Genomic DNA, 23,173 nt, shown 5'->3' with positions numbered 1-23,173 from the left:
GGTCTGAATCCGCTACAGTAGATAGAGATCACCTGAAGCAGTCACCGGTTTTATTCACTGAGGGAAGGCTATGCAACACGATATTCTTAATACTGATGTCACCACTATCGATGGTGAGAAAACAACGCTTGCTCCGTGGGCAGGCAACGTGCTGTTGATCGTTAACGTTGCGTCAAAATGCGGCCTGACGCCGCAGTATGAGCAACTGGAAGCGCTGCAAAAGGATTTAGAAAGCGAAGGTTTCAGCGTGCTGGGCTTTCCCTGCAACCAGTTTTTGGGGCAGGAGCCGGGCAGCGAAGAGGAGATTAAAACGTTCTGCAGTACGACTTACGGCGTGACCTTCCCGATGTTCAGCAAAATTGACGTCAACGGCGAACATCGCGCGCCGTTGTATCAAAAGCTGATTGCGGCGGCGCCTCAGGCCGTTGCTCCAGCAGGCAGCGGTTTCTATGAACGCATGGCCAGTAAAGGCCGCGCGCCGCTGTATGTCGACGACATTCTGTGGAACTTTGAAAAATTCCTGATTGGCCGCGACGGCCAGGTTATCGGTCGTTTCTCTCCGGATATGACGCCGGATGACCCGCAGCTGGTGGCCGCTATTAAAGGAGCATTAGCGAAATAATGCCGTTTTTGATGCAGCTACAGGATGTCGAAGAGCCTGGACGGCTGGCGCCGTTTTCAGCCGATATCAGACCGGGAGAGATTATTCATCTGGTGGGGCCAAACGGGGCGGGGAAAAGCACATTGCTGGCACGTATGGCGGGGCTCTCTACCGGCCCGGGGCAGGTAAGACTGAATGAACGTCTTCTGAATGACTGGCCGGCGCAGGAGCTGGCGCGTCATCGCGCCTACTTAAGCCAGCACCAGATGCCGCCTTTCGCCATGCCGGTCTGGCATTACCTATCGCTGCATCTGCAGAACGAGGCGCAAAACGGACTCCTGACGGCCATTGCGCAGAAGCTGGGCTTAGGCGATAAGCTTGGACGTCAGGTGAATCACATCTCCGGTGGGGAGTGGCAGCGCGTGCGCCTGGCGGCGGTGATACTGCAGATTCATCGTCAGGCTAACGCGTCCGGTCAACTGCTACTGCTGGATGAACCGATGAACAGCCTGGACGTGGCGCAGCAGGCCGCGCTCGATCGACTGCTTAGCGATCTCTGCGCATCAGGCATTGCCATCGTCATGAGCAGCCACGATCTTAATCATACTCTCCGGCACGCCCACAGCTCCTGGCTTATCTGTCAGGGGCAAACTATCGCCTGCGGCAGCACCGCGGAGGTGTTAAGCGAGGAGAATTTAACCGCTGCCTATGCCATGGAGTTTCAGCGGGTTGAGGTGGCGGGTCATCTTATGCTCGTTGCGTCACAGTAGCACGCAGTCAGCTTGCCAGCGAATTGATAAACAAGGTAAATTATTCCGATAACCGGATAGGGAACAGAGGATTCGTCTGAGATGCGTTTCTGGCTCGTTTTGTGCGTTGCGTTATTTCTCGCGGGTTGTAGCAGTCACCGTGCACCGCCGCCAAATCCGCGGCTGGCTGATTCGATTACCGTCGTTGCCAACCTGAATGAGCAGTTAAGGAACTGGCGGGGAGCGCCGTATCGCTACGGCGGAATGTCGCCGCGCGGCGTTGATTGCTCGGGGTTCGTGCTGATGACGTTTCGCGATAAATTTGCGTTACAGCTGCCGCGCGAAACCCGCGAACAGGCGGAAATCGGCACTAAAATCGATAAGAGCGAACTGCTGCCCGGCGATCTGGTCTTCTTTAAAACCGGATCCGGCGAGAGCGGTCTGCACGTCGGTATTTACGACACGGATAACCAGTTTATTCATGCTTCCACCAGCCAGGGCGTCACGCGTTCATCGCTGGATAATGTCTACTGGCATAAAAATTTCTGGCAGGCGCGCAGGATCTAACGTTAGCTAATGAGCAGGGAGCCCCTGTCTCCCTGCTCATCATGGCAAAGCGGCTGAGAGATAGCGCTCCATGCTTGCCGATTCAGCTATCCCCCCCCAAATTAGACCAGCCGATCCGCGTCTCTTCCCGGTACGCTACCGGGCGATGGCAGAAGCGTGCTAAATCCCCGTGCGGCTTATTATTGCAATAACCCCGCACTCGCCCCGTGTTAATAATTTGTTGAAGGCACTACACTGAAGGCAGGAGGAAACATGACCCTGTCTTTTACTACCCACTGGCGTGATGAACTGCCGGATTTTTACACTGCATTATCCCCCACGCCGCTGGAGAACGCGCGCCTTGTCTGGCATAACGCGCCGCTGGCGCAAGAGCTGGGCATTCCCGAGTCGTTGTTTAACCTGGACAAGGGCGCTGGCGTATGGGGCGGCGAAGCGCTGCTGCCGGGAATGTCGCCGCTGGCGCAGGTCTACAGCGGCCACCAGTTCGGCTCGTGGGCCGGACAGCTCGGCGACGGGCGCGGTATTCTGCTTGGCGAACAGCAGTTGGCCGATGGCCGCCGCGTTGACTGGCACCTGAAGGGCGCCGGGCTGACACCCTATTCGCGCATGGGAGACGGGCGGGCGGTGCTGCGCTCAACGATCCGCGAAGGGCTGGCCTCGGAAGCGATGCATGCGCTGGGTATTCCCACCACCCGCGCTCTGGCAATGGTCGCCAGCGATACGCCGGTGTACCGCGAAACCGTCGAGCAAGGGGCAATGCTGATGCGCCTGGCGGAAAGCCACGTGCGTTTTGGCCATTTTGAGCACTTTTACTATCGCCGCGAGCCGCAAAAAGTACAGCTGCTGGCGGATTATGTGATTCGCCACCACTGGCCTCATCTGCAAAATGAAGCGGATAAATACATTGTGTGGTTCAGGGATGTTGTCACCCGAACCGCGGAGATGATTGCCAGCTGGCAAACGGTCGGCTTCGCCCACGGGGTGATGAATACCGATAATATGTCGATCCTCGGACTGACGATGGATTACGGCCCGTACGGCTTCCTTGATGATTTTCAGCCTGGCTTTATCTGCAATCATTCCGACTATCAGGGGCGCTATAGCTTTGATCATCAGCCGGCGGTAGGACTATGGAATCTGCAGCGCCTGGCGCAAGCGCTCTCGCCGTTTATCAGCGCGGAAGCGCTGAACGGCGCACTGGATGACTACCAGCACGCGCTGCTGACGGCATATGGCCGGCGTATGCGCGACAAGCTGGGATTATTGACCCAGCAAAAAGGGGATAACGAGCTGCTGGACGGCCTGTTTTCTCTGATGGAGCGCGAGGGCAGCGACTATACGCGGACCTTCCGGATGCTAAGCCTTAGCGAGCAGGAGCGCGCCGCCACGCCGCTGCGCGACGAATTTATTGATCGTGAGAGGTTCGATAGCTGGTTTGCCGCTTATCGCGCGCGCCTGCGCGATGAACAGATTGACGATGCGCAAAGGCAGGCGCAAATGCGCAGCGTGAATCCGGCTATCGTGCTGCGCAACTGGCTGGCTCAACGAGCCATTGAGCAGGCAGAGCAGGGGGATATGCGTGAACTGGAACGTCTGCATAGCGCACTTTCTCAGCCCTTTGTCGATCGCACGGATGAGTATAGCCAGCGTCCTCCGGACTGGGGAAAGCGCCTTGAAGTGAGCTGCTCGAGCTAATCACCATTCTCCCTGCCTCTTCCGGCGGGGAGCATTATTTGGTCAGGATCAGCTTGCCCGAATGAGTCTGACGCAGCAGATAGCGCTGACCGCCATGTTCAATCACTACCCGTCCTTCGCTGCCTAATAATGTCCGGCTGCTTATCTCTTTGTCCGTCGGAACGGGATACGGGGCATTGTCTTTTGTTTTTTCTGCTGTGGCAGTGTTATCCATACGCGTCATAGCACTAAAAATAAAAATCAAGGCAACAATGATAATCATTATCAATAATGTTGTTTTTGACGGCAAGCTTTATTTAACGCTTTACCAGATTTAGCAGGTATCCGGCCGGACATTGGCGAGAAAAATCTCCCCGCCGCGATCGCGACGGGGAAGGGGACTAGAGGCGGGTGGCGGTTGCGGCGGCTAATTCATCCAGCAGCCGTTCGCTGTCTTCCCAACTCAAGCAGGGATCGGTAATCGATTGTCCCCAGGTCAGCGGCTGGCCGGCAACGACCTTTTGCGTACCTTCCTTAAGGAAGCTTTCGGCCATGATTCCGGCGATTGCGTTCGAGCCCGCGCGGATCTGCTGACATATATCGGCGCAAACTTCCAGCTGACGGCGATGCTGTTTCTGGCAATTACCGTGGCTAAAATCCACCACCAGTTGTTCCGGCAGGTCGAACTCTGCCAGCGCTTCTCCGGCGGCGGCGATGTCGGCAGCGTGGTAATTCGGTTTTTTACCACCGCGCATAATAATATGGCCGTACGGATTCCCGCTGGTCTGATAGATGGTCATCTGGCCCTGCTTATCCGGCGACAGGAACATATGGCTGGCGCGGGAAGCGCGGATGGCATCAACGGCGATACGGGTATTACCATCGGTACCGTTTTTAAAGCCCACCGGGCATGAGAGCGCAGAGGCCATTTCGCGATGGATTTGGCTTTCGGTTGTACGCGCGCCGATAGCGCCCCAGCTAATCAAATCGGCAATAAACTGTCCGGTCACCATATCGAGAAACTCGGTAGCGGTGGGGACGCCGAGCTCGTTCACCTGCAGCAGCAGGCTACGCGCCAGTTCAAGGCCGTGATTCACCCGGTAGCTGCCGTTCAGGTCGGGGTCGGAGATCAGCCCCTTCCAGCCAACCACCGTACGGGGCTTCTCAAAATAGGTGCGCATCACGATTTCCAGCTGCGGCTGATAGCGTTCGCGCATACCCTGCAGTCTGCGCGCATACTCCATCGCCGCATCAGTATCGTGAATGGAACAGGGACCGATCACTACAAGCAGGCGGCGATCTTCACCGTTGAGAATTTTTTCGATTCGGCGGCGCGAAGCAGAAACGTGGGCGGCAACATCGGGGGACACGGGGTGCCGTTGCGCCAGTTCCGCGGGCGTTACCAGGCTTTCAATGCGCGCGGTACGCAATTCGTCTGTTTTATTCATTGGGGTCTCAAAAATCTGTTTCTTCCGCGGCGAAAATGCCGGGAAGTGATGCGCATCACGATAAACCAATCCCTGCTTATTGCAAGAGCAGGGCATGATCCTGTATAGGCCACGGGTGATAGCATAAACAAATTTTTGATATCGTACTAGTGTGTTAGTACATTCTGCGGCTTAGCCCCATAATATCCATAATTTTGGTGGCGATCTCTTCAACAGAGTAATTGGTACTGTTCAGGCAAGGGATTTTATTTTTGCGATACAGCGCTTCAACTTCGGTGACTTCCATCCGGCACTGGCGCATAGAAGCATAGCGGCTGTTTTCCCGTCGCTCTTCACGGATGGCCGCCAGCCGCTCCGGATTGATAGTTAAGCCGAATAGTTTGTGCTGGAGCGGCTTAAGCGATGCCGGTAGAATCAGATTGTCCATATCATCGGCGATAAACGGGTAGTTGGCGGCGCGGATACCGTACTGCATCGCCAGGTACAGGCTGGTAGGCGTTTTCCCGCAGCGCGAAACGCCGAGGAGGATCACCTGGGCCTGATCGAGGTTGCGCAGCGAAATCCCGTCATCATGAGCAAGGGTGTAGTCGATAGCGGCGATACGCGCGTCGTATTTGTTCAAATTACCCGGGGTCAGGCCGTGGGTGCGGTGAGCGATTGGCGTCGGGTCCAGGCGTAGCTCCTGCTGCAGGGGGGCCACCAGCGCCTGAACAATATCCTGACAAAAGCCTTCGCTTTGCACGATGATCTCGCGGATCTCCGGCAGCACGATGGAATAGAACACCAGCGGTCGAATACCGGTCTGCTGGAAGATGGCGTCAATTTGTTCCTTCACGGCGCGCGCGCGGCTGATATTTTCGACAAACGGCAGGGTTACGCTGCTGGTGGCTACCGGGAATTGCGACATGACCGCATGACCCAGAACTTCCGCCGTAATAGCGGTACCGTCGGAAATATAAAATACGTGGCGATCTACAGCACTTTCCATTTTGACCATCCGGTATAAAGAGTTTAATTAGCTGAAAGCAGATATTAAATTTAAGCATATCACTCCAGGCTTTGTCTCAAATTTAAAAAGTGAAACGCTATTTTTATTTTTAATGAAAAGGTTGGTTCATTTTTCGCAACTGCGTATCTTTTGTATCAAATTTCATCAGATTTTAGAAGAATCATTGGCTTAGCTATATCCGGAAAAGAATCCTAAAAACGAAAAAATAATTTGCTTGAACGATTCACCGTTTTTTTCAACGGCATAATTATGTCAGGATAAATCCCGTAGTCGATCGTGAATTATTTATCACTGGTATTAAATCACAAAAGGATTGTCTCGATGTCCAACAATGGCTCGTCACCGCTGGTGCTTTGGTATAACCAACTCGGCATGAATGATGTAGACAGGGTTGGGGGCAAAAATGCCTCCCTTGGTGAAATGATTACAAATCTGTCAGGTATGGGTGTGTCCGTACCGAACGGGTTTGCCACCACCGCTGATGCTTTTAATCAGTTTTTGGACCAAAGCGGCGTGAACCAGCGCATCTATGAACTGCTGGATGAAACCGACATTGACGACGTTTCCGCATTAGCGAAAGCGGGCGCGCAGATCCGTCAGTGGATCATTGATACGCCGTTCCAGAGCGAACTGGAAAATGCGATTCGCGACGCGTATACCCAGCTGTCCGCCGATGACGCTGAGGCCTCCTTTGCCGTGCGCTCCTCCGCAACGGCGGAAGATATGCCGGATGCCTCCTTCGCCGGTCAGCAAGAGACATTCCTTAACGTGCAGGGCTTTGACGCCGTGCTCGTCGCGGTGAAGCACGTGTTTGCTTCGCTGTTTAACGATCGCGCCATTTCCTATCGCGTGCATCAGGGTTACGATCACCGCGGCGTGGCTCTATCCGCCGGGGTACAGCGGATGGTGCGCTCCGATCTGGCATCATCCGGCGTAATGTTCTCCATCGATACCGAATCCGGATTCGATCAGGTGGTGTTTATCACCTCCGCCTGGGGGCTTGGCGAGATGGTGGTGCAGGGGGCGGTGAACCCCGATGAGTTCTACGTCCATAAACCGACGCTGGAAGCGGGACGGCCGGCGATTGTTCGCCGCACCATGGGGTCGAAGAAGATCCGCATGGTTTATGCTCCAACTCAGGAGCACGGCAAGCAGGTGCGTATCGAAGACGTGCCGCAGGCGCAGCGCGACGTTTTCTCGTTGGCCGACGCGGAAGTGCAGGAGCTGGCCCAGCAGGCGGTGCAAATCGAGAAGCACTACAACCGCCCGATGGATATCGAATGGGCGAAAGATGGCCATACCGGTAAGCTGTTTATCGTCCAGGCGCGTCCGGAAACCGTCCGTTCGCGCGGCCAGGTGATGGAGCGTTATACCCTCCATGCGCAAGGGCAGATTATTTCGGAAGGGCGCGCGATCGGCCACCGCATCGGCGCGGGTCCGGTGAAAGTCATTCATGATATCAGCGAAATGAACCGTATCGAGCCCGGCGACGTTCTCGTGACCGACATGACCGACCCGGACTGGGAACCGATCATGAAAAAAGCGGCGGCGATCGTCACCAACCGCGGCGGGCGGACCTGTCATGCGGCGATTATCGCGCGTGAGCTGGGGATCCCGGCGGTAGTGGGCTGCGGCAACGCCACCGATCGCATCCAGGAAAACCAGAATGTAACCGTCTCCTGCGCCGAGGGCGATACCGGCTACGTCTATGCCGAAATTCTTGACTTCAGCGTCAAGAGTTCCACCGTCGGCGATATGCCAGATCTGCCGCTGAAAATTATGATGAACGTCGGTAACCCGGACCGGGCTTTCGACTTTGCCTGCCTGCCGAACGAAGGCGTGGGCCTGGCGCGTCTGGAGTTTATTATCAACCGGATGATCGGCGTTCACCCGCGCGCGCTGCTGGAGTTTGACGATCAGGAACCGGGTCTGCAGAACGAAATCCGCGAGCTGATGAAAGGTTACGACTCGCCGAGAGAGTTTTACGTCGGTCGCCTGACCGAGGGTATTTCGACGCTTGGCGCGGCATTTTTCCCGAAACGGGTCATCGTGCGCCTTTCCGACTTCAAATCTAACGAATACGCCAACCTGGTCGGCGGCGAGCGTTATGAGCCGGAAGAAGAAAACCCGATGCTGGGCTTCCGCGGGGCCGGCCGCTATGTCTCCGAAAGCTTCCGTGACTGCTTCGCGCTGGAGTGTGAAGCAGTGAAACGCGTGCGTAACGATATGGGCCTGACCAACGTCGAAATCATGGTGCCGTTTGTTCGTACCGTCGCGCAGGCAAAAGCGGTGGTTGAAGAGCTGGCGCGCCAGGGCCTCAAGCGCGGCGAGAACGGCCTCAAGCTGATTATGATGTGTGAAATCCCATCGAATGCGCTGCTGGCTGAGCAGTTCCTCGAATACTTCGACGGTTTCTCCATTGGTTCCAACGATATGACGCAGCTGGCGCTGGGTCTGGATCGCGACTCCGGCGTGGTCTCCGAGCTGTTCGATGAGCGTAACGACGCGGTGAAAGCGCTGCTGTCGATGGCTATCCGCGCGGCGAAGAAACAGGGTAAATACGTCGGTATCTGCGGGCAGGGTCCGTCAGACCATGAAGATTTTGCCGCCTGGCTGATGGAAGAGGGAATTGATAGCCTTTCCCTCAATCCGGATACCGTGGTGCAAACCTGGCTTGGCCTGGCGGAGCTGAATAAGTAAGTTTTTCGCTAAACAAAATGCGCAATCCCCGTCAGCAATGGCGGGGATTTTTTGTTTCAGCCGTCAGCGTACGGGCAAAAAAAAGCCCATCGTGGGAGATGGGCAAAGACTACACACAGCAATTCGTTGTTTCACTCAGGGGATTTCCATGCTTATAAATCAAGGCATTGATTTATAACCGTGAGCTAATACTAGGCACTGAGGCTTTTTGCGTCGATCGGATTCCTCTCAATAGTTAAATTAAGGTAAAGAATCTGCGAAGCAAATGTGGTTAGTGGGCAGAGGAATGCGGACTGTTGTGAGGAATATATTAGTGTTTCTTAATATTTGAGGGCGGTGTGCCCGACAGCGGTCGAGGTGCAATGGCAAAAGGCGGGTTTCCCCGCCCGTTGACTTATTTATCCTGCGAGGCTCGGGTATTGAGCTCGCTAAGCTCCTCAAGCACCAGATCGGGATCTTTCGGCGGCGGCGGCGCTTCGTTAACCCACGCGTCGTATAGTCGCCAGGAGACCGCCAGCAGAACCGGCCCGATAAACAGGCCAATCATGCCGAACGCCACCAGACCGCCGATAACGCCGGAAAGGATCAGAATCATCGGCAGGTCGGCGCCCATACGAATCAATAGCGGCCGGATAAAATTGTCCATGGTGCCCACTACGCAGCTCCACACCAGCAATACGGTACCCCAGGTGGTATCGCCGCTCCAGTAGAGCCAGATAATTGACGGCACCAGAACCAGCAAAGGCCCCAGCTGGACAAGACAGGTAAAAATCATCACCACGGTGAGCAGCGCCGCGTAGGGCACGCCGCTGACCGCGAGACCAATACCGCCGAGCACCGCCTGGGCCAGGGCCGTCACGACCACTCCCAGCGCCACGGCGCGAATTGCCTGACCGGCGAGGATCACCGCCGCGTCGCCGCGTTTGGCGGCCAGACGGGTAGCGAAGTGGCGGAAACCATAGGCGACCTGTTCACCGCGCCAGTACAGCAGCGCGCTAAACAGTAGCATAAGACCGCAGTAGACCAGCAGCTTGCCGATATGCGCCGCCTGACCAACAAACCAGGTGGTGGTGGTGCCGAGATAAGGGCGAATTTTAGTCATAATCGCCGTGCCCCCCATCTCCAGCAAATTATGCCAGCCGGTGTACAGCTTATCGCCGATCAGCGGAACCGTATTCAGCCACGCCAGATCCGGCGGGGTAAAGTTGCCGCTGGTCACCACTTTTATTAATGGCACGCTGTTGTCCACCAGACTATTGACCAGTAGCGCAATAGGAATAACGAAGAGTAAAAAAAGCAGCAGCGTCATTACCAGTACGGCCAGAGAGCGTTTGCCGAAAAGCAGGCTCTGCAGACGCAAAAGTACCGGCCAGGTCGCGATGACCACCGTACCGGCCCACGCAAATGACAGAATAAATGGCTGAACGACCCACAGACAGGAAATAATAATCAGGGACAAAAACAGCACCGACAGCAGAACTTGCGGTATATCCCGGGGCTGATTGGGGTTAATCATAGTGAAATTTTACCTTTGCAGTCGCGTCAAAAGGCTGACGCAGCGTAATTCCATGTACTGATAATAATATCAATAAGTTCGCGCGCCTGATTTTGCCCTTAATTCTGGCGGGCGCATATGAAAAAAATGTGATAAAAAGTTGGGTGCGTCACGCAAACGATTAATCACTTACAACACAACATAGTCAGGCAGGGTCGAGCGTCATGATCCCACAGATTTCTCAAGCGCCAGGTGTCGTTCAACTGGTGCTGAATTTTTTGCAGGTACTGGAGCAACAGGGTTTTACCGGCGATACCGCCACCAGCTACGCCGACAGGCTAACGATGGCAACTGATAACAGTGTATATCAGCTGTTGCCGGATGCGATTTTATTCCCCCGTTCCACGGCAGACGTGGCTCTGCTGGCAAGACTGGCAGCGGAAGAGCGCTTTAAAACGCTGATCTTTACCCCGCGCGGAGGCGGCACCGGTACGAATGGCCAGGCGCTGAACGCCGGGATCATCGTCGATATGTCCCGCTATATGAACCGCATTATTGAAATCAACCCCGAAGAAGGGTGGGTGCGGGTGGAGGCGGGGGTCATTAAGGACCAGCTTAATCAGTTTCTTAAACCGTACGGCTACTTTTTTGCGCCGGAATTGTCGACCAGCAACCGCGCCACGCTTGGCGGGATGATCAACACCGACGCCTCCGGGCAGGGGTCGCTGGTCTACGGTAAAACCTCCGATCACGTACTCGGGGTGCGCTCGGTGCTGATCGGCGGCGATATTCTTGACACTCAGCCAATCCCGGCGGCGCTGGCGGAAACCCTGGGCGCAGAACAGTCGGCGATCGGGCGGATCTATCGCACGGTATATCAACGCTGCAAAGCGCAGCGGCAGCTGGTTATCGATAAATTCCCGAAACTTAACCGTTTCCTCACGGGTTACGATCTGCGCCACGTGTTCAACGACGACATGAGCGAATTTGATCTGACCCGAATCCTGACCGGTTCCGAAGGCACGCTGGCGTTTATTACCGAAGCGCGGCTGGATATCACCCGTTTGCCGAAAGTGCGCCGGCTGGTCAACGTTAAGTACGATTCCTTTAACTCTGCGCTGCGCAACGCGCCGTTTATGGTGGAAGCGAAGGCGCTTTCGGTCGAAACGGTCGACTCGAAGGTGCTCAATCTGGCGCGGGAGGATATTGTCTGGCATTCGGTTAGCGAGCTCATTACCGACGTTGCGGATAAGGAGATGCTGGGGCTGAATATCGTCGAGTTCGCCGGTGATGACGCCGAACTGATTGACGGCCAGGTGACGACCCTGTGTCAGCGCCTGGATGAACTGATAGCGCGCAACGAGGCGGGCGTAATCGGCTGGCAGGTTTGTCACGAGCTGGACGGCGTCGAGCGCATCTACGCGATGCGGAAAAAAGCGGTTGGGCTGCTGGGGAATGCCAAAGGGGCCGCCAAACCGATACCTTTCGCCGAAGATACCTGCGTGCCGCCGGAACACCTGGCCGATTATATTGCTGAATTCCGTGAGCTGCTCGACGGCCACGGGCTGAGCTACGGTATGTTTGGTCATGTCGATGCCGGCGTGCTGCACGTGCGGCCGGCGCTGGATATGTGTGACCCGCAGCAAGAGATGCTGATGAAGCGGATCTCCGATGACGTGGTCGCGTTAACCGCTAAGTACGGCGGTCTGCTGTGGGGGGAACACGGCAAGGGTTTTCGCGCTGAATACAGTCCGGCATTCTTCGGCGAAGAGCTGTTCGGCGAACTGCGCAAAATTAAAGCCGCGTTTGACCCGGATAACCGTCTGAACCCGGGTAAAATCTGTCCTCCGGAAGGCGTTGATGCGCCGATGATGAAGGTGGATGCGGTCAAGCGCGGGACATTCGATCGGCAGATCCCCATCGCCGTGCGCAGCTCGTGGCGCGGCGCGATGGAGTGTAACGGCAATGGCCTGTGCTTCAACTTTGATGCCAAAAGCCCGATGTGCCCGTCGATGAAGGTCAGCAACCACCGTATTCACTCGCCGAAAGGGCGGGCAACGCTGGTGCGTGAATGGCTGCGCCTGCTGGCGGACCGCGGCATCGACCCCAATCAGCTGGAAAAAGATCTGCCGGAAAAACGCGCCAGCCTGCGTACTCTGGTGGAGCGTACCCGCAATAGCTGGCACGCACGTAAAGGCGAGTACGATTTCTCCCATGAGGTTAAAGAGGCGATGTCCGGCTGTCTGGCCTGTAAAGCCTGCTCGACCCAGTGTCCGATTAAAATCGACGTTCCGGAGTTCCGTTCGCGTTTCCTGCAGCTTTACCATAGCCGCTATTTGCGCCCGGTTCGCGACCACCTGGTGGCGACGGTTGAATCCTACGCGCCGCTGATGGCGCATGCGCCAAAGACCTTCAACTTCTTTATCAATCAGCCGTGGATGCGCAAGCTATCGGAAAAGCATATTGGTATGGTTGATCTTCCGCTGCTTTCCGTCCCATCGTTGAAGCAGCAGATGGTCGGCCACCGTTCGGCGAATACCACCCTGGAACAGCTGGAAGCGCTGAGCCCGGAGCAGAGGGCGAAGAGGGTGCTGGTGGTTCAGGATCCCTTCACCAGCTATTACGATGCGCAGGTGGTTGCCGACTTTGTTCGCCTGATCGAGAAAGTGGGATACCAGCCGGTGCTGCTGCCGTTCTCTCCCAACGGCAAGGCGCAGCATATTAAGGGCTTTCTGACGCGATTCGCGCGCACCGCGCAGAAAACTGCCGACTTCCTTAACCGCGTGGCCCAGCTCGGCATGCCGATGGTGGGTGTCGATCCGGCGCTGGTGCTCTGCTATCGCGATGAATACAACCAGGTGCTGGGCGACAAGCGCGGCGATTTTCGCGTGATGCTGGTGCATGAATGGTTGCCGCAGGCGTTGACGGAAACCGCAGCGCAGGATCAAGGCGGCGAGTCGTGGTATCTGTTTGGTCACTGTACTGAGGTGACGGCGCTTCCCGCTTCTACCCGGCAGTGGGCGGATATCTTCGCACGCTTTGGCGCGAAGCTGGAAAACGTTAACGTGGGCTGCTGCGGTATGGCCGGGACCTACGGTCATGAAGTGAAGAATCACGCCAATTCGCTGGCCATCTACGCGCTCTCCTGGCAGCAGGCGATGCAGCGCCTGCCGCGCAACCGCTGTCTGGTCACCGGCTACTCCTGCCGTAGCCAGGTGAAGCGTATTGAAGGCAGCGGCGTACGCCATCCGCTGCAGGCGCTACTGGAGATTATGGGATGATTTGGAAACGTCACAGCACGCTGGAGCAGTTGAACGCGATGGGCGACGGGAACATGGTCGGCCTGCTGGATATACGCTTCGAGGCCATGACCGACGAGACCATCGCCGCGACCATGCCGGTAGACAGCCGTACCCATCAGCCGTTTGGCCTGCTGCACGGCGGCGCATCGGTAGTATTAGCGGAAACGTTAGGTTCGGTGGCGGGCTACCTGTGCAGCGAAGGCGAACAGAAGGTGGTCGGTCTGGAGGTCAATGCCAACCATATTCGTTCGGTGCGCAGCGGGAGGGTTCGCGGCGTGTGCCGGGCGCTGCACGTCGGCTCCCGTCACCAGGTGTGGCAGATCGACATTACTGATGAGCAGGGGCGTCTTTGCTGTTCGTCGCGGTTGACCACAGCCGTAATTTAAGTCAATTAAGGGGGAAGATTTCCCCCTTAATACTTATTACCTGCCATCCTTCATCACCGCTGAACGTACCTACGCTATATCCGCTAGCTGCCGGTTTGCACTGTTATTTGTATTGAGATTCAACCAGGCCCAATGTTAACGCTTTATAAGAAAAGTCCTGGCTTAACTTTGCTGCTCACCAGGGATTATTAGCCTTCTACCTTTTATATTCTTTGGTCGCTTATTTGTGCGACATCTTTAGCGCGTAGACCATTATGTTTGATATGACAAGCTCATCCATGTTAAATATAAATTTATCAAACATCGTTAATATTTATGCTAATATTTTTAATACCAGAATTTACAAGGTAACAAGAGGACGGAGTTAGCTATGGGTATCATTTCATGGATCATTTTTGGGCTTATTGCCGGTATTTTAGCCAAGTGGATTATGCCGGGGAAAGACGGCGGCGGGTTTATCGTTACCGTAATTCTCGGTGTCATCGGTGCAGTTGTCGGGGGTTGGATTAGTACTTTCTTCGGCTTTGGCCGGGTCGACGGTTTTAATTTCGGCAGCTTTGTCGTCGCGGTGATTGGTGCGCTGGTCGTACTCTTCATCTACCGTAAGATCAGAAGCTAACCGCACCAGCAACGCCATAAAGTGCAGAGGCTGCCGCCATTGTCGGCAGCCTTTTTAATATCTCTAAAATGTCCGAGTGTTTAATTTCCCCTCTTTCATTCTATTACCACGATACGCGCTTACAGCGCGGGCATATCGGGGACCGGCACGACTTCAACGCGCACTTCATAATGTTTAGCTTTGCTGGCTGGAATCAGCGGCGTGAGTTTATTGATCGTTTCGACCGGATTATCGGTGGCTACGGTGGCGGAGAAAATAACCGGTTTTTTCGGCGGCACAGGGAAAGGCATTGGGCCATAACCCTGAGTCAGCTCGAAGGGGGGATGGCCAGCATTATGCGCCTCAGCCGCCGGTGAGGGCGTTTCGGCTTTCTCTGCATCGGCGGCGAACGCGCTGGTGACGGTAATCGAAACGACGGCGAAGAGCGCAATGATAGTTTTTTTCATTTTTGTTACCTCATAAGTATGTCGATAAAAGCTTAGAGGCAACGCTTTTGGCAAACAATCCCACGGCGGGCGAATCCTATGAATCTCCTTATTTCTTCACGAATGTGAAAGCCTGTCCGGCGACGGTGAGGCTTACGAAATTTAAGGGGGAAATGGGGTTAATCGAGCAAAACGCTAATAATTAACAGGACGACCATACACATCGACATGACATCTGTTTCTATATCCATAGTTCAGTACAACACAGGTTCCCGATCGGTCGCCGTTGCGACATTGCGTGAAAAGATGAAGGAAATTTAGCAGCGCATTCTACAGGAGCCAGCCGGTACTGAATAAATCTTTATTTCTGTGAAATGACAGCACTTATAATGAAAACGAATAGGTTTCGTTGCATGAATGGATTCGCGTTAGTGAGGGGGCAAACAGCGTCTCAATTTGGCATATTGGTCGGGTGGCGCGTCAGGCGGCGCGGGAGCCAGAGGGGCAATGGGAGGCAAATGCCATCGTCCCGCCGGATACGCACGTGAAGAAAATATTAATACCGTTTATTGGCCGCCGCGCCTCGTTATGCGCAGCGCGGCATCAATCGATGCCACGGTGGACGCCGACGCGGCGAACAGGCGGCAGGACTTCGCTGGAGCAGGGCTCCGCTTAGTCCACGCGTTTGCCTTTGGCTGCCTCTCCGCCGCCGAGTGCGTCTTGATTAATTTTATCTTCGTGGGTATTAATCAATTGCGTGAGCGCTATTTGCTCCTGAAATTTAGTCAGCAGAAGCTCAGCGTCGGATTTAAGAATATCTTCCGATGATTCAAGCACCGAGTTAATTGCTTTGGTCACATTCCCAACCAGCTCCGCGACCCCTCCTTCCTCGCCAATGGCAAGCATCAATGCGCTTATCAGCAGCGACTGGGCCTCAACCTGCGCAGCAAGCTGCTTGTTTTCTGCATCCATCGCTGAAATTTTCGCGATGATGCTGAGAATGACATTATTCATGATAATCCTTAAATCAATGAGTTAAACGCCGAAGATCACGCTGGTTATATTCGTTGCAGGATCAGCGAAATATCCATTGAAGATAAATATGCCAGAAAATATATCATCAGTGGTAGTGGGGTATTTTCATTATCGGTTGCAGGCGATCCGTCGCTATGGCTTTATCTCAATGTGCTGTCAGATGATTTTGCTGCCGGCACGCTGGCTTGTTGCGGCCTGAAGCGTGTAACTCATTGAATGTCCAGCAAGTAGATGAAAAGTGCTTTTTCCCGCGCCTATTTTATAAATCGGTATTTTCGATACATCTTTGCCATTGCCTGCAATTAAGTGCGCCAAACGTCAATATCTTATTATTTTTCAATATATTAAAACAGAAATTCGCAGGCTGAAAACGCCGAGCACAGGGTCTATGCTTATAAAAAGCGCAAGAAATGAGCCAGCGGGGACAATACCCCTTCTCCGGATGGGTTGAAGTGATAATCATTATCACTAACATAGTGGGTATGCCCTGATGGCGTCAACCTATGAGGTAGAGCGATGGATTCACATGCAGGAACTTTTAATCCCGAAGATTTCAGCTGGCGCGGCCTGGCGATGACCCCAGCCGCCGCCGCCCATATTCGCGAACTGGTCAGCAAACAACCCGACAAGCAGGGGCTACGCCTGGGCGTTAAAACCAGCGGCTGCGCCGGCTTTGGCTACGTTCTCGAACTCATCGCTGAACCGGAGCAGGACGATCTGCTTTTTGAGCGCGATGGCGCGAAACTGTGGGCGCCGCTGCAGGCCATGCCGTTTATCGATGGCACCGAGCTCGACTACGTCCGCGAAGGTTTAAACCAGATTTTTAAATTTCATAACCCCAAAGCGCAGCACGAATGCGGCTGCGGCGAAAGTTTTGGCGTTCAGGCGGAGTAACTATGTCTCGTAATACTGAAGCAACTGACGATGTCAAAACCTGGAGCGGCGGGCCACTCAACTATAAAGAGGGCTTTTTTACCCAGCTACAGACCGATGAGCTGGCGAAAGGCATAAATGAAGAGGTGGTTCGGGCGATTTCGGCACGCCGCAATGAACCAGAATGGATGCTGGAGTTTCGTCTGAACGCCTTCAAGGCCTGGCAGGCAATGGAAGAGCCGCACTGGCTGAAAGCGCACTACGACAAGCTGAATTATCAGGATTACAGCTATTACTCAGCGCCCTCCTGCGGCAACTGCGATGACGCCTGCGCTTCTGAGCCCGGAGCTCTACAGCAAACGGGGTCCAGTGCGTTTCTGACCAGCGAAGTCGAAGAGGCGTTTAACCTTCTCGGCGTACCGGTTCGCGAAGGGCGGGAGGTGGCCGTCGACGCCATTTTTGACTCGGTTTCCGTGGCGACCACCTATCGCGAAAAGCTGGCGGAGCAGGGGATTATTTTCTGCTCCTTCGGCGAAGCGATTCACGATCACCCTGAACTGGTCAGGAAATACCTCGGCACCGTAGTACCGGGCAACGACAACTTCTTTGCCGCCCTTAACGCGGCGGTAGCCTCCGACGGCACCTTTATCTATGTGCCCAAAGGCGTGCGCTGCCCGATGGAGCTGTCGACCTATTTCCGCATCAACGCCGAGAAAACCGGCCAGTTCGAACGCACCATACTGGTCGCCGACGAAGGCAGCTACGTGAGCTATATCGAAGGCTGTTCGGCGCCGGTACGCGATAGCTACCAGCTGCACGCGGCGGTGGTGGAGGTGATTATTCATAAAGATGCCGAGGTGAAGTACTCCACGGTGCAAAACTGGTTCCCCGGCGACAATAATACCGGCGGGATCCTTAATTTCGTGACCAAGCGCGCCCTGTGCGAAGGCGAGAACAGCAAAATGTCGTGGACCCAGTCGGAAACCGGCTCGGCGATCACCTGGAAGTATCCGAGCTGTATTCTGCGCGGCGATAACTCCATTGGCGAGTTCTTCTCGGTAGCGCTGACCAGCGGCCACCAGCAGGCGGACACCGGCACCAAGATGATCCATATCGGCAAAAACACCCGTTCGACGATTATCTCGAAGGGGATTTCAGCCGGCCACAGCCAGAACAGCTATCGCGGCCTGGTCAAAATCATGCCCACCGCGACCAACGCGCGCAACTTCACCCAGTGCGACTCCATGCTGATTGGCCCGGACAGCGGGGCGCATACCTTCCCGTATGTAGAATGCCGTAATAACAGCGCGCAGCTTGAGCACGAAGCGACCACCTCCCGTATCGGCGAAGATCAGCTGTTCTACTGTCTGCAGCGCGGAATCAGCGAAGATGATGCCATCTCGATGATCGTTAACGGTTTCTGTAAGGATGTCTTCTCAGAGCTGCCGCTGGAGTTTGCCGTAGAAGCGCAAAAATTACTGGCGATTAGCCTTGAACACAGCGTCGGCTGATAACAAAGGAAATAAGATGTTAAGTATAAAAAATTTGCAGGTCGCCGTTGAAGACAAAGAGATCCTGCGCGGACTGAATCTGGACGTTCGCCCCGGCGAAGTGCATGCCATTATGGGCCCGAACGGTTCCGGTAAAAGTACGCTCTCCGCCACGCTTGCCGGACGTGAAGACTATGAGGTGACCGGCGGCAGCGTGGAGTTTAAAGGCAAAGATCTGCTGGAACTCTCCCCTGAAGATCGCGCCGGCGAGGGCATCTTCATGGCCTTTCAGTATCCGGTTGAAATTCCCGGCGTCAGCAATCAGTTTTTCCTGCAAACCGCGCTGAACGCCGTGCGCAGCTACCGCGGCCAGGAGCAGCTTGACCGTTTTGACTTTCAGGACCTGATGGAGGACAAAATTAAGCTGCTGAAAATGCCGGAGGATCTGCTGACCCGCTCGGTTAACGTCGGCTTCTCCGGCGGCGAGAAAAAGCGCAACGATATCCTGCAGATGGCGGTGCTGGAACCGGAGCTGTGCATCCTGGACGAGTCGGACTCCGGGCTGGATATCGACGCCCTGAAGATTGTTTCCGACGGCGTCAACTCGCTGCGCGACGGCAAGCGCTCGTTTATTATCGTCACCCACTATCAGCGCATTCTCGACTATATCAAGCCGGATTACGTCCACGTGCTGTACCAGGGGCGGATTGTTAAATCCGGCGATTTTACTCTGGTCAAACAACTGGAGGAGCAGGGCTATGGCTGGCTTACCGAACAGCAGTAACGCGCTGCAGCAGTGGCACCATCTGTTTGAAGCGCAAAGCGAGCAGCGCAGCCCGCAGGCGCATCAGCATTTGCAACAGCTTCTGCGGCTGGGGCTGCCGACGCGTAAACATGAAAACTGGAAATATACGCCGCTGGATGCGTTACTGAACCATACTTTTGTCGCTGCGGAACCGCAGACGCTGACGGCGGCCCAACGCGACGCGCTGGGGCTGGCGGTGGACGCATGGCGTCTGGTTTTTGTCGACGGCCAGTTTAACGAACGCCTGAGCGACGACCTGACCGCCAGCGGCTTTGAGGTGCGGGTAGATAACGACCGTCAGCCGCTGCCTGAAGCCGTTCAGCCCGAAGTTTTTCTGCATTTGACCGAAAGCCTGGCGACCAGCGTCACCCATATCCGGGTCGGGCGCCACCAGCGACCGGAAAAGCCGCTGCTGATCGTGCACATGACGCGCGGGCTGGCGGGCGATGAAATGAACACCGCCCACTATCGCCACCATCTGGAGCTGGAGAGCGGCGCGCAGGCGACTATTATCGAACACTATCTGAGCCTCAACGACGCTGCCCATTTTACCGGCGCAAGGCTGACGATGTCCGTGGCGGATAACGCCCACCTGCAGCATATCAAGCTGGCGTTTGAAAATGCGCAAAGCTACCACTTTGCCCATAACGATTTGGCCCTCGGACGCGACGCCTCCGCCTTCAGCAGCAGTTTTCTGCTCGGCGCCTCGGTACTGCGCCACCACACCAGCACGCAGTTGAACGGTGAAAACAGCAACCTGCGGATTAACTCGCTGGCGATGCCGGTTAACAACGAAGTGTGCGACAGCCGCACCTGGCTCGATCATAAGGTCGGATACTGTAACAGCCGTCAGCTGCACAAAACCATCGTCAACGATAAAGGGCGCGCGGTGTTTAATGGACTGATCAACGTCGCCCAGCATGCGATTAAAACCGATGGCCAGATGACCAACAATAATTTGCTGCTTGGCCGCCTGTCCGAAGTGGATACCAAGCCGCAGCTGGAAATCTACGCTGATGACGTGAAGTGCAGCCACGGCGCGACCATCGGGCGCATTGATGATGAACAGCTGTTTTATCTGCGTTCGCGCGGCATTACGCAGCAGGCGGCGCAGCAGATGATTCTTTACGCCTTTGCCGCGGAGCTCACGGAAGCGATCGATGATGAGGCGCTCAGGCAGCAGATACTGGCGCGTATTGGCCAGCGTTTGCCGGGAGGTAAAGCATGACATTTTCTGTGGAACGCGTGCGCGCGGATTTTCCCGTGCTTAATCGCGAGGTGAACGGTCAGCCGCTGGCCTACCTTGATAGCGCCGCCAGCGCGCAGAAGCCGGAAGCGGTGATCAACGCTGAGGCGGAGTTTTACCGCCACGGCTATGCGGCGGTACACCGCGGCATTCATACCCTTAGCGCGGAAGCCACGGCGCGGATGGAGCAGGTGCGTCAGCAGGGGGCGACGTTCCTGAATGCCCGATCGGCAGAAGAGCTGGTGTTTGTTCGCGGTACCACGGAAGGCATTAATCTGGTAGCGAACAGCTGGGGCAATGCTAACGTCGGCGCAGGGGACAATATCATCGTCAGCGCGATGGAGCATCACGCCAATATCGTGCCGTGGCAGATGCTGTGCGCCAGGGTGGGCGCCGAACTGCGGGTCATCCCGCTGAATCAGGACGGTACGCTGCAGCTCGATGCCATCCCCGGCCTGTTTGATGAGCGCACCCGGCTGCTGGCAATCACCCAGGTGTCTAACGTGCTGGGAACCGAAAACCCGGTCGCCGCCCTGGTGGCTTTAGCCCATCAGCACGGCGCCAAAGTGCTGGTGGACGGCGCGCAGGCGGTGATGCACCATCCGGTGGACGTGCAGGCTCTGGACTGTGATTTCTACGCATTTTCCGCGCATAAGCTTTACGGCCCCACCGGTATCGGCATGCTCTACGTTAAGCAGGATATCCTGCAGGATATGGCGCCTTGGGAAGGGGGCGGGTCGATGATCGCCACGGTCAGCCTGACGCAAGGCACGACCTGGACAAAAGCGCCGTGGCGCTTCGAGGCGGGAACGCCGAACACCGGCGGTATCATCGGGCTGGGGGCGGCGCTGGATTACGTCAGCGCGCTGGGTCTGACGCAGATCGCGGAATATGAACAAACCCTGATGCGCTACGCGCTGCAGGCGCTGGAGAGCGTGGCGGATTTAACCCTTTATGGTCCGCAAAATCGGCTCGGGGTGATTGCCTTTAATCTCGGCAAGCATCATGCCTACGATGTCGGCAGCTTCCTGGATAACTACGGCATTGCGGTACGTACCGGGCACCATTGCGCCATGCCGCTCATGGAGTTCTACGGCGTCCCTGCCATGTGCCGGGCGTCGCTGGCGATGTACAATACCACGGAAGAGGTGGACCGGCTGGTAGCGGGCCTGCAGCGGATCCACAAATTGTTAAGCTAAAGGAAGCAACTATGGCGGCGTTACCTGATAAAGACAAACTGCTGCGCAACTTTAGCCGTTGCGCGAACTGGGAAGAGAAATATCTCTATATCATCGAACTGGGGCAGCGCCTTGCGCCGCTGAGCCCGGAAGAGCATAGCGCGCAGAACATCATTCAGGGCTGCCAGAGCCAGGTATGGATCGTGATGACGCAGGAGCAGAGCGGCGCAATTGCGCTTCGCGGCGATAGCGATGCCGCTATTGTGAAAGGGCTTATCGCGGTGGTGTTTATTCTTTACGATCGGATGACGGCGAAGGATATCCTCGCTTTTGATGTGCGCCCGTGGTTTGAAAAAATGGCCCTCACGCAGCACCTGACGCCTTCACGGTCGCAAGGACTGGAAGCGATGATCCGCGCAATCCGCGCGAAGGCGGCAAATCTTAGCTAGAATTAAACAGTAGATTTCATTCTGTTATGCGCGACGGGAGGGGAACCTCCCGTTGTGCATAACAGGCCTGGCGTTTTATCAGCGAAAGAAGGAATCTCAGTATGAAACGCGCTTCTCTCATCACCATAGCCGTTCTGAGCGCCCTCAGCGCGTCACATGCAGCCTGGGCCGTCGATTACCCTCTTCCCCCTGCCAACAGTCGTTTGATTGGTGAGAACCAGTCCTGGACGGTACAGGAGGATGATCGCAACCTGCAGGCGATTGCCCGTCGTTTCGATACCGCAGCGATGCTGATCCTCGAAGCGAACGATACGATTGCCCCGGTGCAGCCTAAACCGGGTACCCAGGTGCTGATTCCCTCCCGGATGCTGCTGCCGGACGTGCCGCGGGAAGGGATCGTCGTCAACCTGGCCGAGCTGCGCCTGTACTACTTCCCGCCGGGAATGAACCAGGTGCAGGTTTATCCCCTCGGGATTGGTCAGCAGGGGCTGGAGACCCCGGAGATGACCACGCGAATAGGGCAGAAAATTCCGAACCCGACCTGGACGCCGACGGCAGGCATTCGCGCTCGCTCGCTGGAAAAAGGAATTAAGCTGCCGCCGGTCGTGCCCGCAGGACCGAATAACCCGCTGGGGCGTTATGCGCTGCGCCTGGCATACGGCAACGGGGAATATCTTATTCATGGCACCAGTGCGCCAGATAGCGTCGGACTACGCGTCAGCTCCGGCTGTATGCGCATGAATGCGGCGGATATTCAGGCGTTATTCAATCAGGTGAAAAGCGGGACGCCGGTGCGGATTATCAATCAGCCGGTCAAGTTCGCCGTGGAGCCGGACGGTAAGCGCTATGTTGAAGTTCATCGACCGTTGACGCCGGATGAGACCAGCAACCCGCAGACGATGGCCTATACGCTTCCTGCGGAGTTCCATCAATTCTCCGGCGATAAAGCGGTGGATGAGGCCATGCTTAAACGCGCGCTGACCCGGCGAGCAGGATATCCGGTGGTGGTATCCGCGGGCAGCAGCTCGACGTCGGGCCTGTCCGTACAGAGTGCGCCGGTAGACGAAGCAAAAAGGGTGCAGTAGGCGGGGGAACGAGAGGCAAAAAAAATGGCGCACAATG

The 23,173-nt window shown here is 55.8% G+C and carries 21 protein-coding genes and 1 other RNA gene; 15 read left to right on the top strand and 7 right to left on the bottom strand.

Annotated features, from left to right (window positions below; translation table 11 throughout):
* Nucleotides 1-70: 70 nt before the first annotated feature.
* The 4 genes from HMPREF3178_RS13455 (at nucleotide 71) to selO (ending at nucleotide 3,612) form a co-directional block, all read left to right on the top strand.
* Nucleotides 71-622: a glutathione peroxidase gene (locus tag HMPREF3178_RS13455; protein WP_017145688.1), complete on the top strand. Its 552-nt coding sequence runs from the start codon at nucleotides 71-73 to the stop codon at nucleotides 620-622.
* A complete protein-coding gene (gene btuD / locus HMPREF3178_RS13450) occupies nucleotides 622-1,371 on the top strand; it encodes a vitamin B12 ABC transporter ATP-binding protein BtuD (RefSeq protein WP_004113605.1) in 750 nt (249 codons plus the stop codon). Before HMPREF3178_RS13455 ends, btuD begins: the two co-directional genes overlap by 1 nt.
* A gap of 81 nt (nucleotides 1,372-1,452) precedes the next feature.
* Nucleotides 1,453-1,917, top strand: a complete 465-nt coding sequence (locus HMPREF3178_RS13445; protein WP_004102948.1) for an NlpC/P60 family protein — start codon at nucleotides 1,453-1,455, stop codon at nucleotides 1,915-1,917.
* 252 nt (nucleotides 1,918-2,169) lie between these two features.
* Complete coding sequence (selO, locus tag HMPREF3178_RS13440; protein WP_017145689.1) at nucleotides 2,170-3,612, top strand: protein adenylyltransferase SelO; 1,443 nt, start codon at nucleotides 2,170-2,172, stop codon at nucleotides 3,610-3,612.
* A 34-nt stretch (nucleotides 3,613-3,646) separates the two neighbouring features.
* Here selO and hemP read toward each other — a convergent pair whose 3' ends face one another.
* The 3 genes from hemP to HMPREF3178_RS13425 form a co-directional block, all read right to left on the bottom strand.
* Nucleotides 3,647-3,826, bottom strand: a complete 180-nt coding sequence (gene hemP / locus HMPREF3178_RS13435; protein ID WP_160886036.1) for a hemin uptake protein HemP — start codon at nucleotides 3,824-3,826, stop codon at nucleotides 3,647-3,649.
* A 166-nt stretch (nucleotides 3,827-3,992) separates the two neighbouring features.
* Nucleotides 3,993-5,039, bottom strand: a complete 1,047-nt coding sequence (gene aroH, locus HMPREF3178_RS13430; protein ID WP_023321177.1) for a 3-deoxy-7-phosphoheptulonate synthase AroH — start codon at nucleotides 5,037-5,039, stop codon at nucleotides 3,993-3,995.
* A 154-nt stretch (nucleotides 5,040-5,193) separates the two neighbouring features.
* Entirely contained in the window at nucleotides 5,194-6,027 is an 834-nt protein-coding gene (locus tag HMPREF3178_RS13425) for a posphoenolpyruvate synthetase regulatory kinase/phosphorylase PpsR (protein ID WP_017145691.1), read from the bottom strand.
* 342 nt (nucleotides 6,028-6,369) lie between these two features.
* Here HMPREF3178_RS13425 and ppsA point away from each other — a divergent pair, with 342 nt between their 5' ends.
* Nucleotides 6,370-8,748: a phosphoenolpyruvate synthase gene (gene ppsA / locus HMPREF3178_RS13420; protein WP_017145692.1), complete on the top strand. Its 2,379-nt coding sequence runs from the start codon at nucleotides 6,370-6,372 to the stop codon at nucleotides 8,746-8,748.
* Between the two features lie 74 nt (nucleotides 8,749-8,822).
* Here ppsA and rprA read toward each other — a convergent pair.
* Both rprA and ydiK read right to left on the bottom strand, forming a co-directional pair.
* Nucleotides 8,823-8,930: antisense sRNA RprA (rprA, locus tag HMPREF3178_RS13415), an RNA gene on the bottom strand.
* 212 nt (nucleotides 8,931-9,142) lie between these two features.
* The gene (ydiK, locus tag HMPREF3178_RS13410) at nucleotides 9,143-10,264 is read right to left on the bottom strand and encodes an AI-2E family transporter YdiK (protein WP_004113594.1); all 1,122 of its coding nucleotides are present in this window, start codon (nucleotides 10,262-10,264) and stop codon (nucleotides 9,143-9,145) included.
* Nucleotides 10,265-10,467: 203 nt separating this feature from the next.
* Here ydiK and HMPREF3178_RS13405 point away from each other — a divergent pair, with 203 nt between their 5' ends.
* From HMPREF3178_RS13405 to HMPREF3178_RS13395, 3 genes are all read left to right on the top strand, one after another.
* Nucleotides 10,468-13,524 (top strand): D-2-hydroxyglutarate dehydrogenase YdiJ, encoded by a 3,057-nt coding sequence (locus tag HMPREF3178_RS13405; RefSeq protein ID WP_004102939.1) that lies wholly within the window; start codon nucleotides 10,468-10,470, stop codon nucleotides 13,522-13,524.
* Entirely contained in the window at nucleotides 13,521-13,931 is a 411-nt protein-coding gene (gene menI, locus HMPREF3178_RS13400; protein ID WP_004102937.1) for a 1,4-dihydroxy-2-naphthoyl-CoA hydrolase, read from the top strand. The genes HMPREF3178_RS13405 and menI overlap by 4 nt, the downstream gene beginning before the upstream one ends.
* A 370-nt stretch (nucleotides 13,932-14,301) precedes the next feature.
* Nucleotides 14,302-14,550: a GlsB/YeaQ/YmgE family stress response membrane protein gene (locus tag HMPREF3178_RS13395; protein WP_004102935.1), complete on the top strand. Its 249-nt coding sequence runs from the start codon at nucleotides 14,302-14,304 to the stop codon at nucleotides 14,548-14,550.
* A 119-nt stretch (nucleotides 14,551-14,669) separates the two neighbouring features.
* On the opposite strand, the gene HMPREF3178_RS13390 is transcribed toward HMPREF3178_RS13395, so the two are convergent.
* Complete coding sequence (locus HMPREF3178_RS13390) at nucleotides 14,670-14,996, bottom strand: hypothetical protein (protein WP_017145693.1); 327 nt, start codon at nucleotides 14,994-14,996, stop codon at nucleotides 14,670-14,672.
* Between the two features lie 651 nt (nucleotides 14,997-15,647).
* Nucleotides 15,648-15,989, bottom strand: a complete 342-nt coding sequence (gene iraP, locus HMPREF3178_RS13385) for an anti-adapter protein IraP (RefSeq protein ID WP_017145694.1) — start codon at nucleotides 15,987-15,989, stop codon at nucleotides 15,648-15,650.
* Nucleotides 15,990-16,526: 537 nt separating this feature from the next.
* Here iraP and sufA point away from each other — a divergent pair.
* From sufA to ldtE, 7 genes are all read left to right on the top strand, one after another.
* Nucleotides 16,527-16,904 carry a Fe-S cluster assembly scaffold SufA gene (gene sufA, locus HMPREF3178_RS13380; protein WP_017145695.1) on the top strand — a complete coding sequence of 126 codons (378 nt, stop codon included), beginning with the start codon at nucleotides 16,527-16,529 and terminating at the stop codon, nucleotides 16,902-16,904.
* A gap of 2 nt (nucleotides 16,905-16,906) precedes the next feature.
* A complete protein-coding gene (gene sufB / locus HMPREF3178_RS13375) occupies nucleotides 16,907-18,394 on the top strand; it encodes a Fe-S cluster assembly protein SufB (RefSeq protein ID WP_004102919.1) in 1,488 nt (495 codons plus the stop codon).
* Nucleotides 18,395-18,410: 16 nt separating this feature from the next.
* Entirely contained in the window at nucleotides 18,411-19,157 is a 747-nt protein-coding gene (gene sufC, locus HMPREF3178_RS13370; RefSeq protein ID WP_004102917.1) for a Fe-S cluster assembly ATPase SufC, read from the top strand.
* Nucleotides 19,132-20,406: a Fe-S cluster assembly protein SufD gene (gene sufD / locus HMPREF3178_RS13365; RefSeq protein WP_004102915.1), complete on the top strand. Its 1,275-nt coding sequence runs from the start codon at nucleotides 19,132-19,134 to the stop codon at nucleotides 20,404-20,406. Before sufC ends, sufD begins: the two co-directional genes overlap by 26 nt.
* On the top strand, nucleotides 20,403-21,623 hold the full coding sequence (gene sufS / locus HMPREF3178_RS13360; protein WP_016807788.1) for a cysteine desulfurase SufS: 1,221 nt from the start codon (nucleotides 20,403-20,405) through the stop codon (nucleotides 21,621-21,623). The genes sufD and sufS overlap by 4 nt, the downstream gene beginning before the upstream one ends.
* Nucleotides 21,624-21,634: 11 nt before the next feature.
* Nucleotides 21,635-22,051: a cysteine desulfuration protein SufE gene (gene sufE, locus HMPREF3178_RS13355; protein ID WP_004102913.1), complete on the top strand. Its 417-nt coding sequence runs from the start codon at nucleotides 21,635-21,637 to the stop codon at nucleotides 22,049-22,051.
* A 101-nt stretch (nucleotides 22,052-22,152) separates the two neighbouring features.
* Nucleotides 22,153-23,136 (top strand): L,D-transpeptidase LdtE, encoded by a 984-nt coding sequence (gene ldtE / locus HMPREF3178_RS13350; RefSeq protein WP_017145696.1) that lies wholly within the window; start codon nucleotides 22,153-22,155, stop codon nucleotides 23,134-23,136.
* Nucleotides 23,137-23,173 lie beyond the last annotated feature (37 nt).

The sequence above is a fragment of the Klebsiella sp. HMSC09D12 genome (assembly GCF_001808475.1).
Classification (GTDB): Bacteria; Pseudomonadota; Gammaproteobacteria; order Enterobacterales; family Enterobacteriaceae; genus Klebsiella; species Klebsiella oxytoca.
The sequence above is the reverse complement of the archived record's forward strand: the minus strand, read 5'-3'. Positions and strand labels throughout refer to the sequence as shown.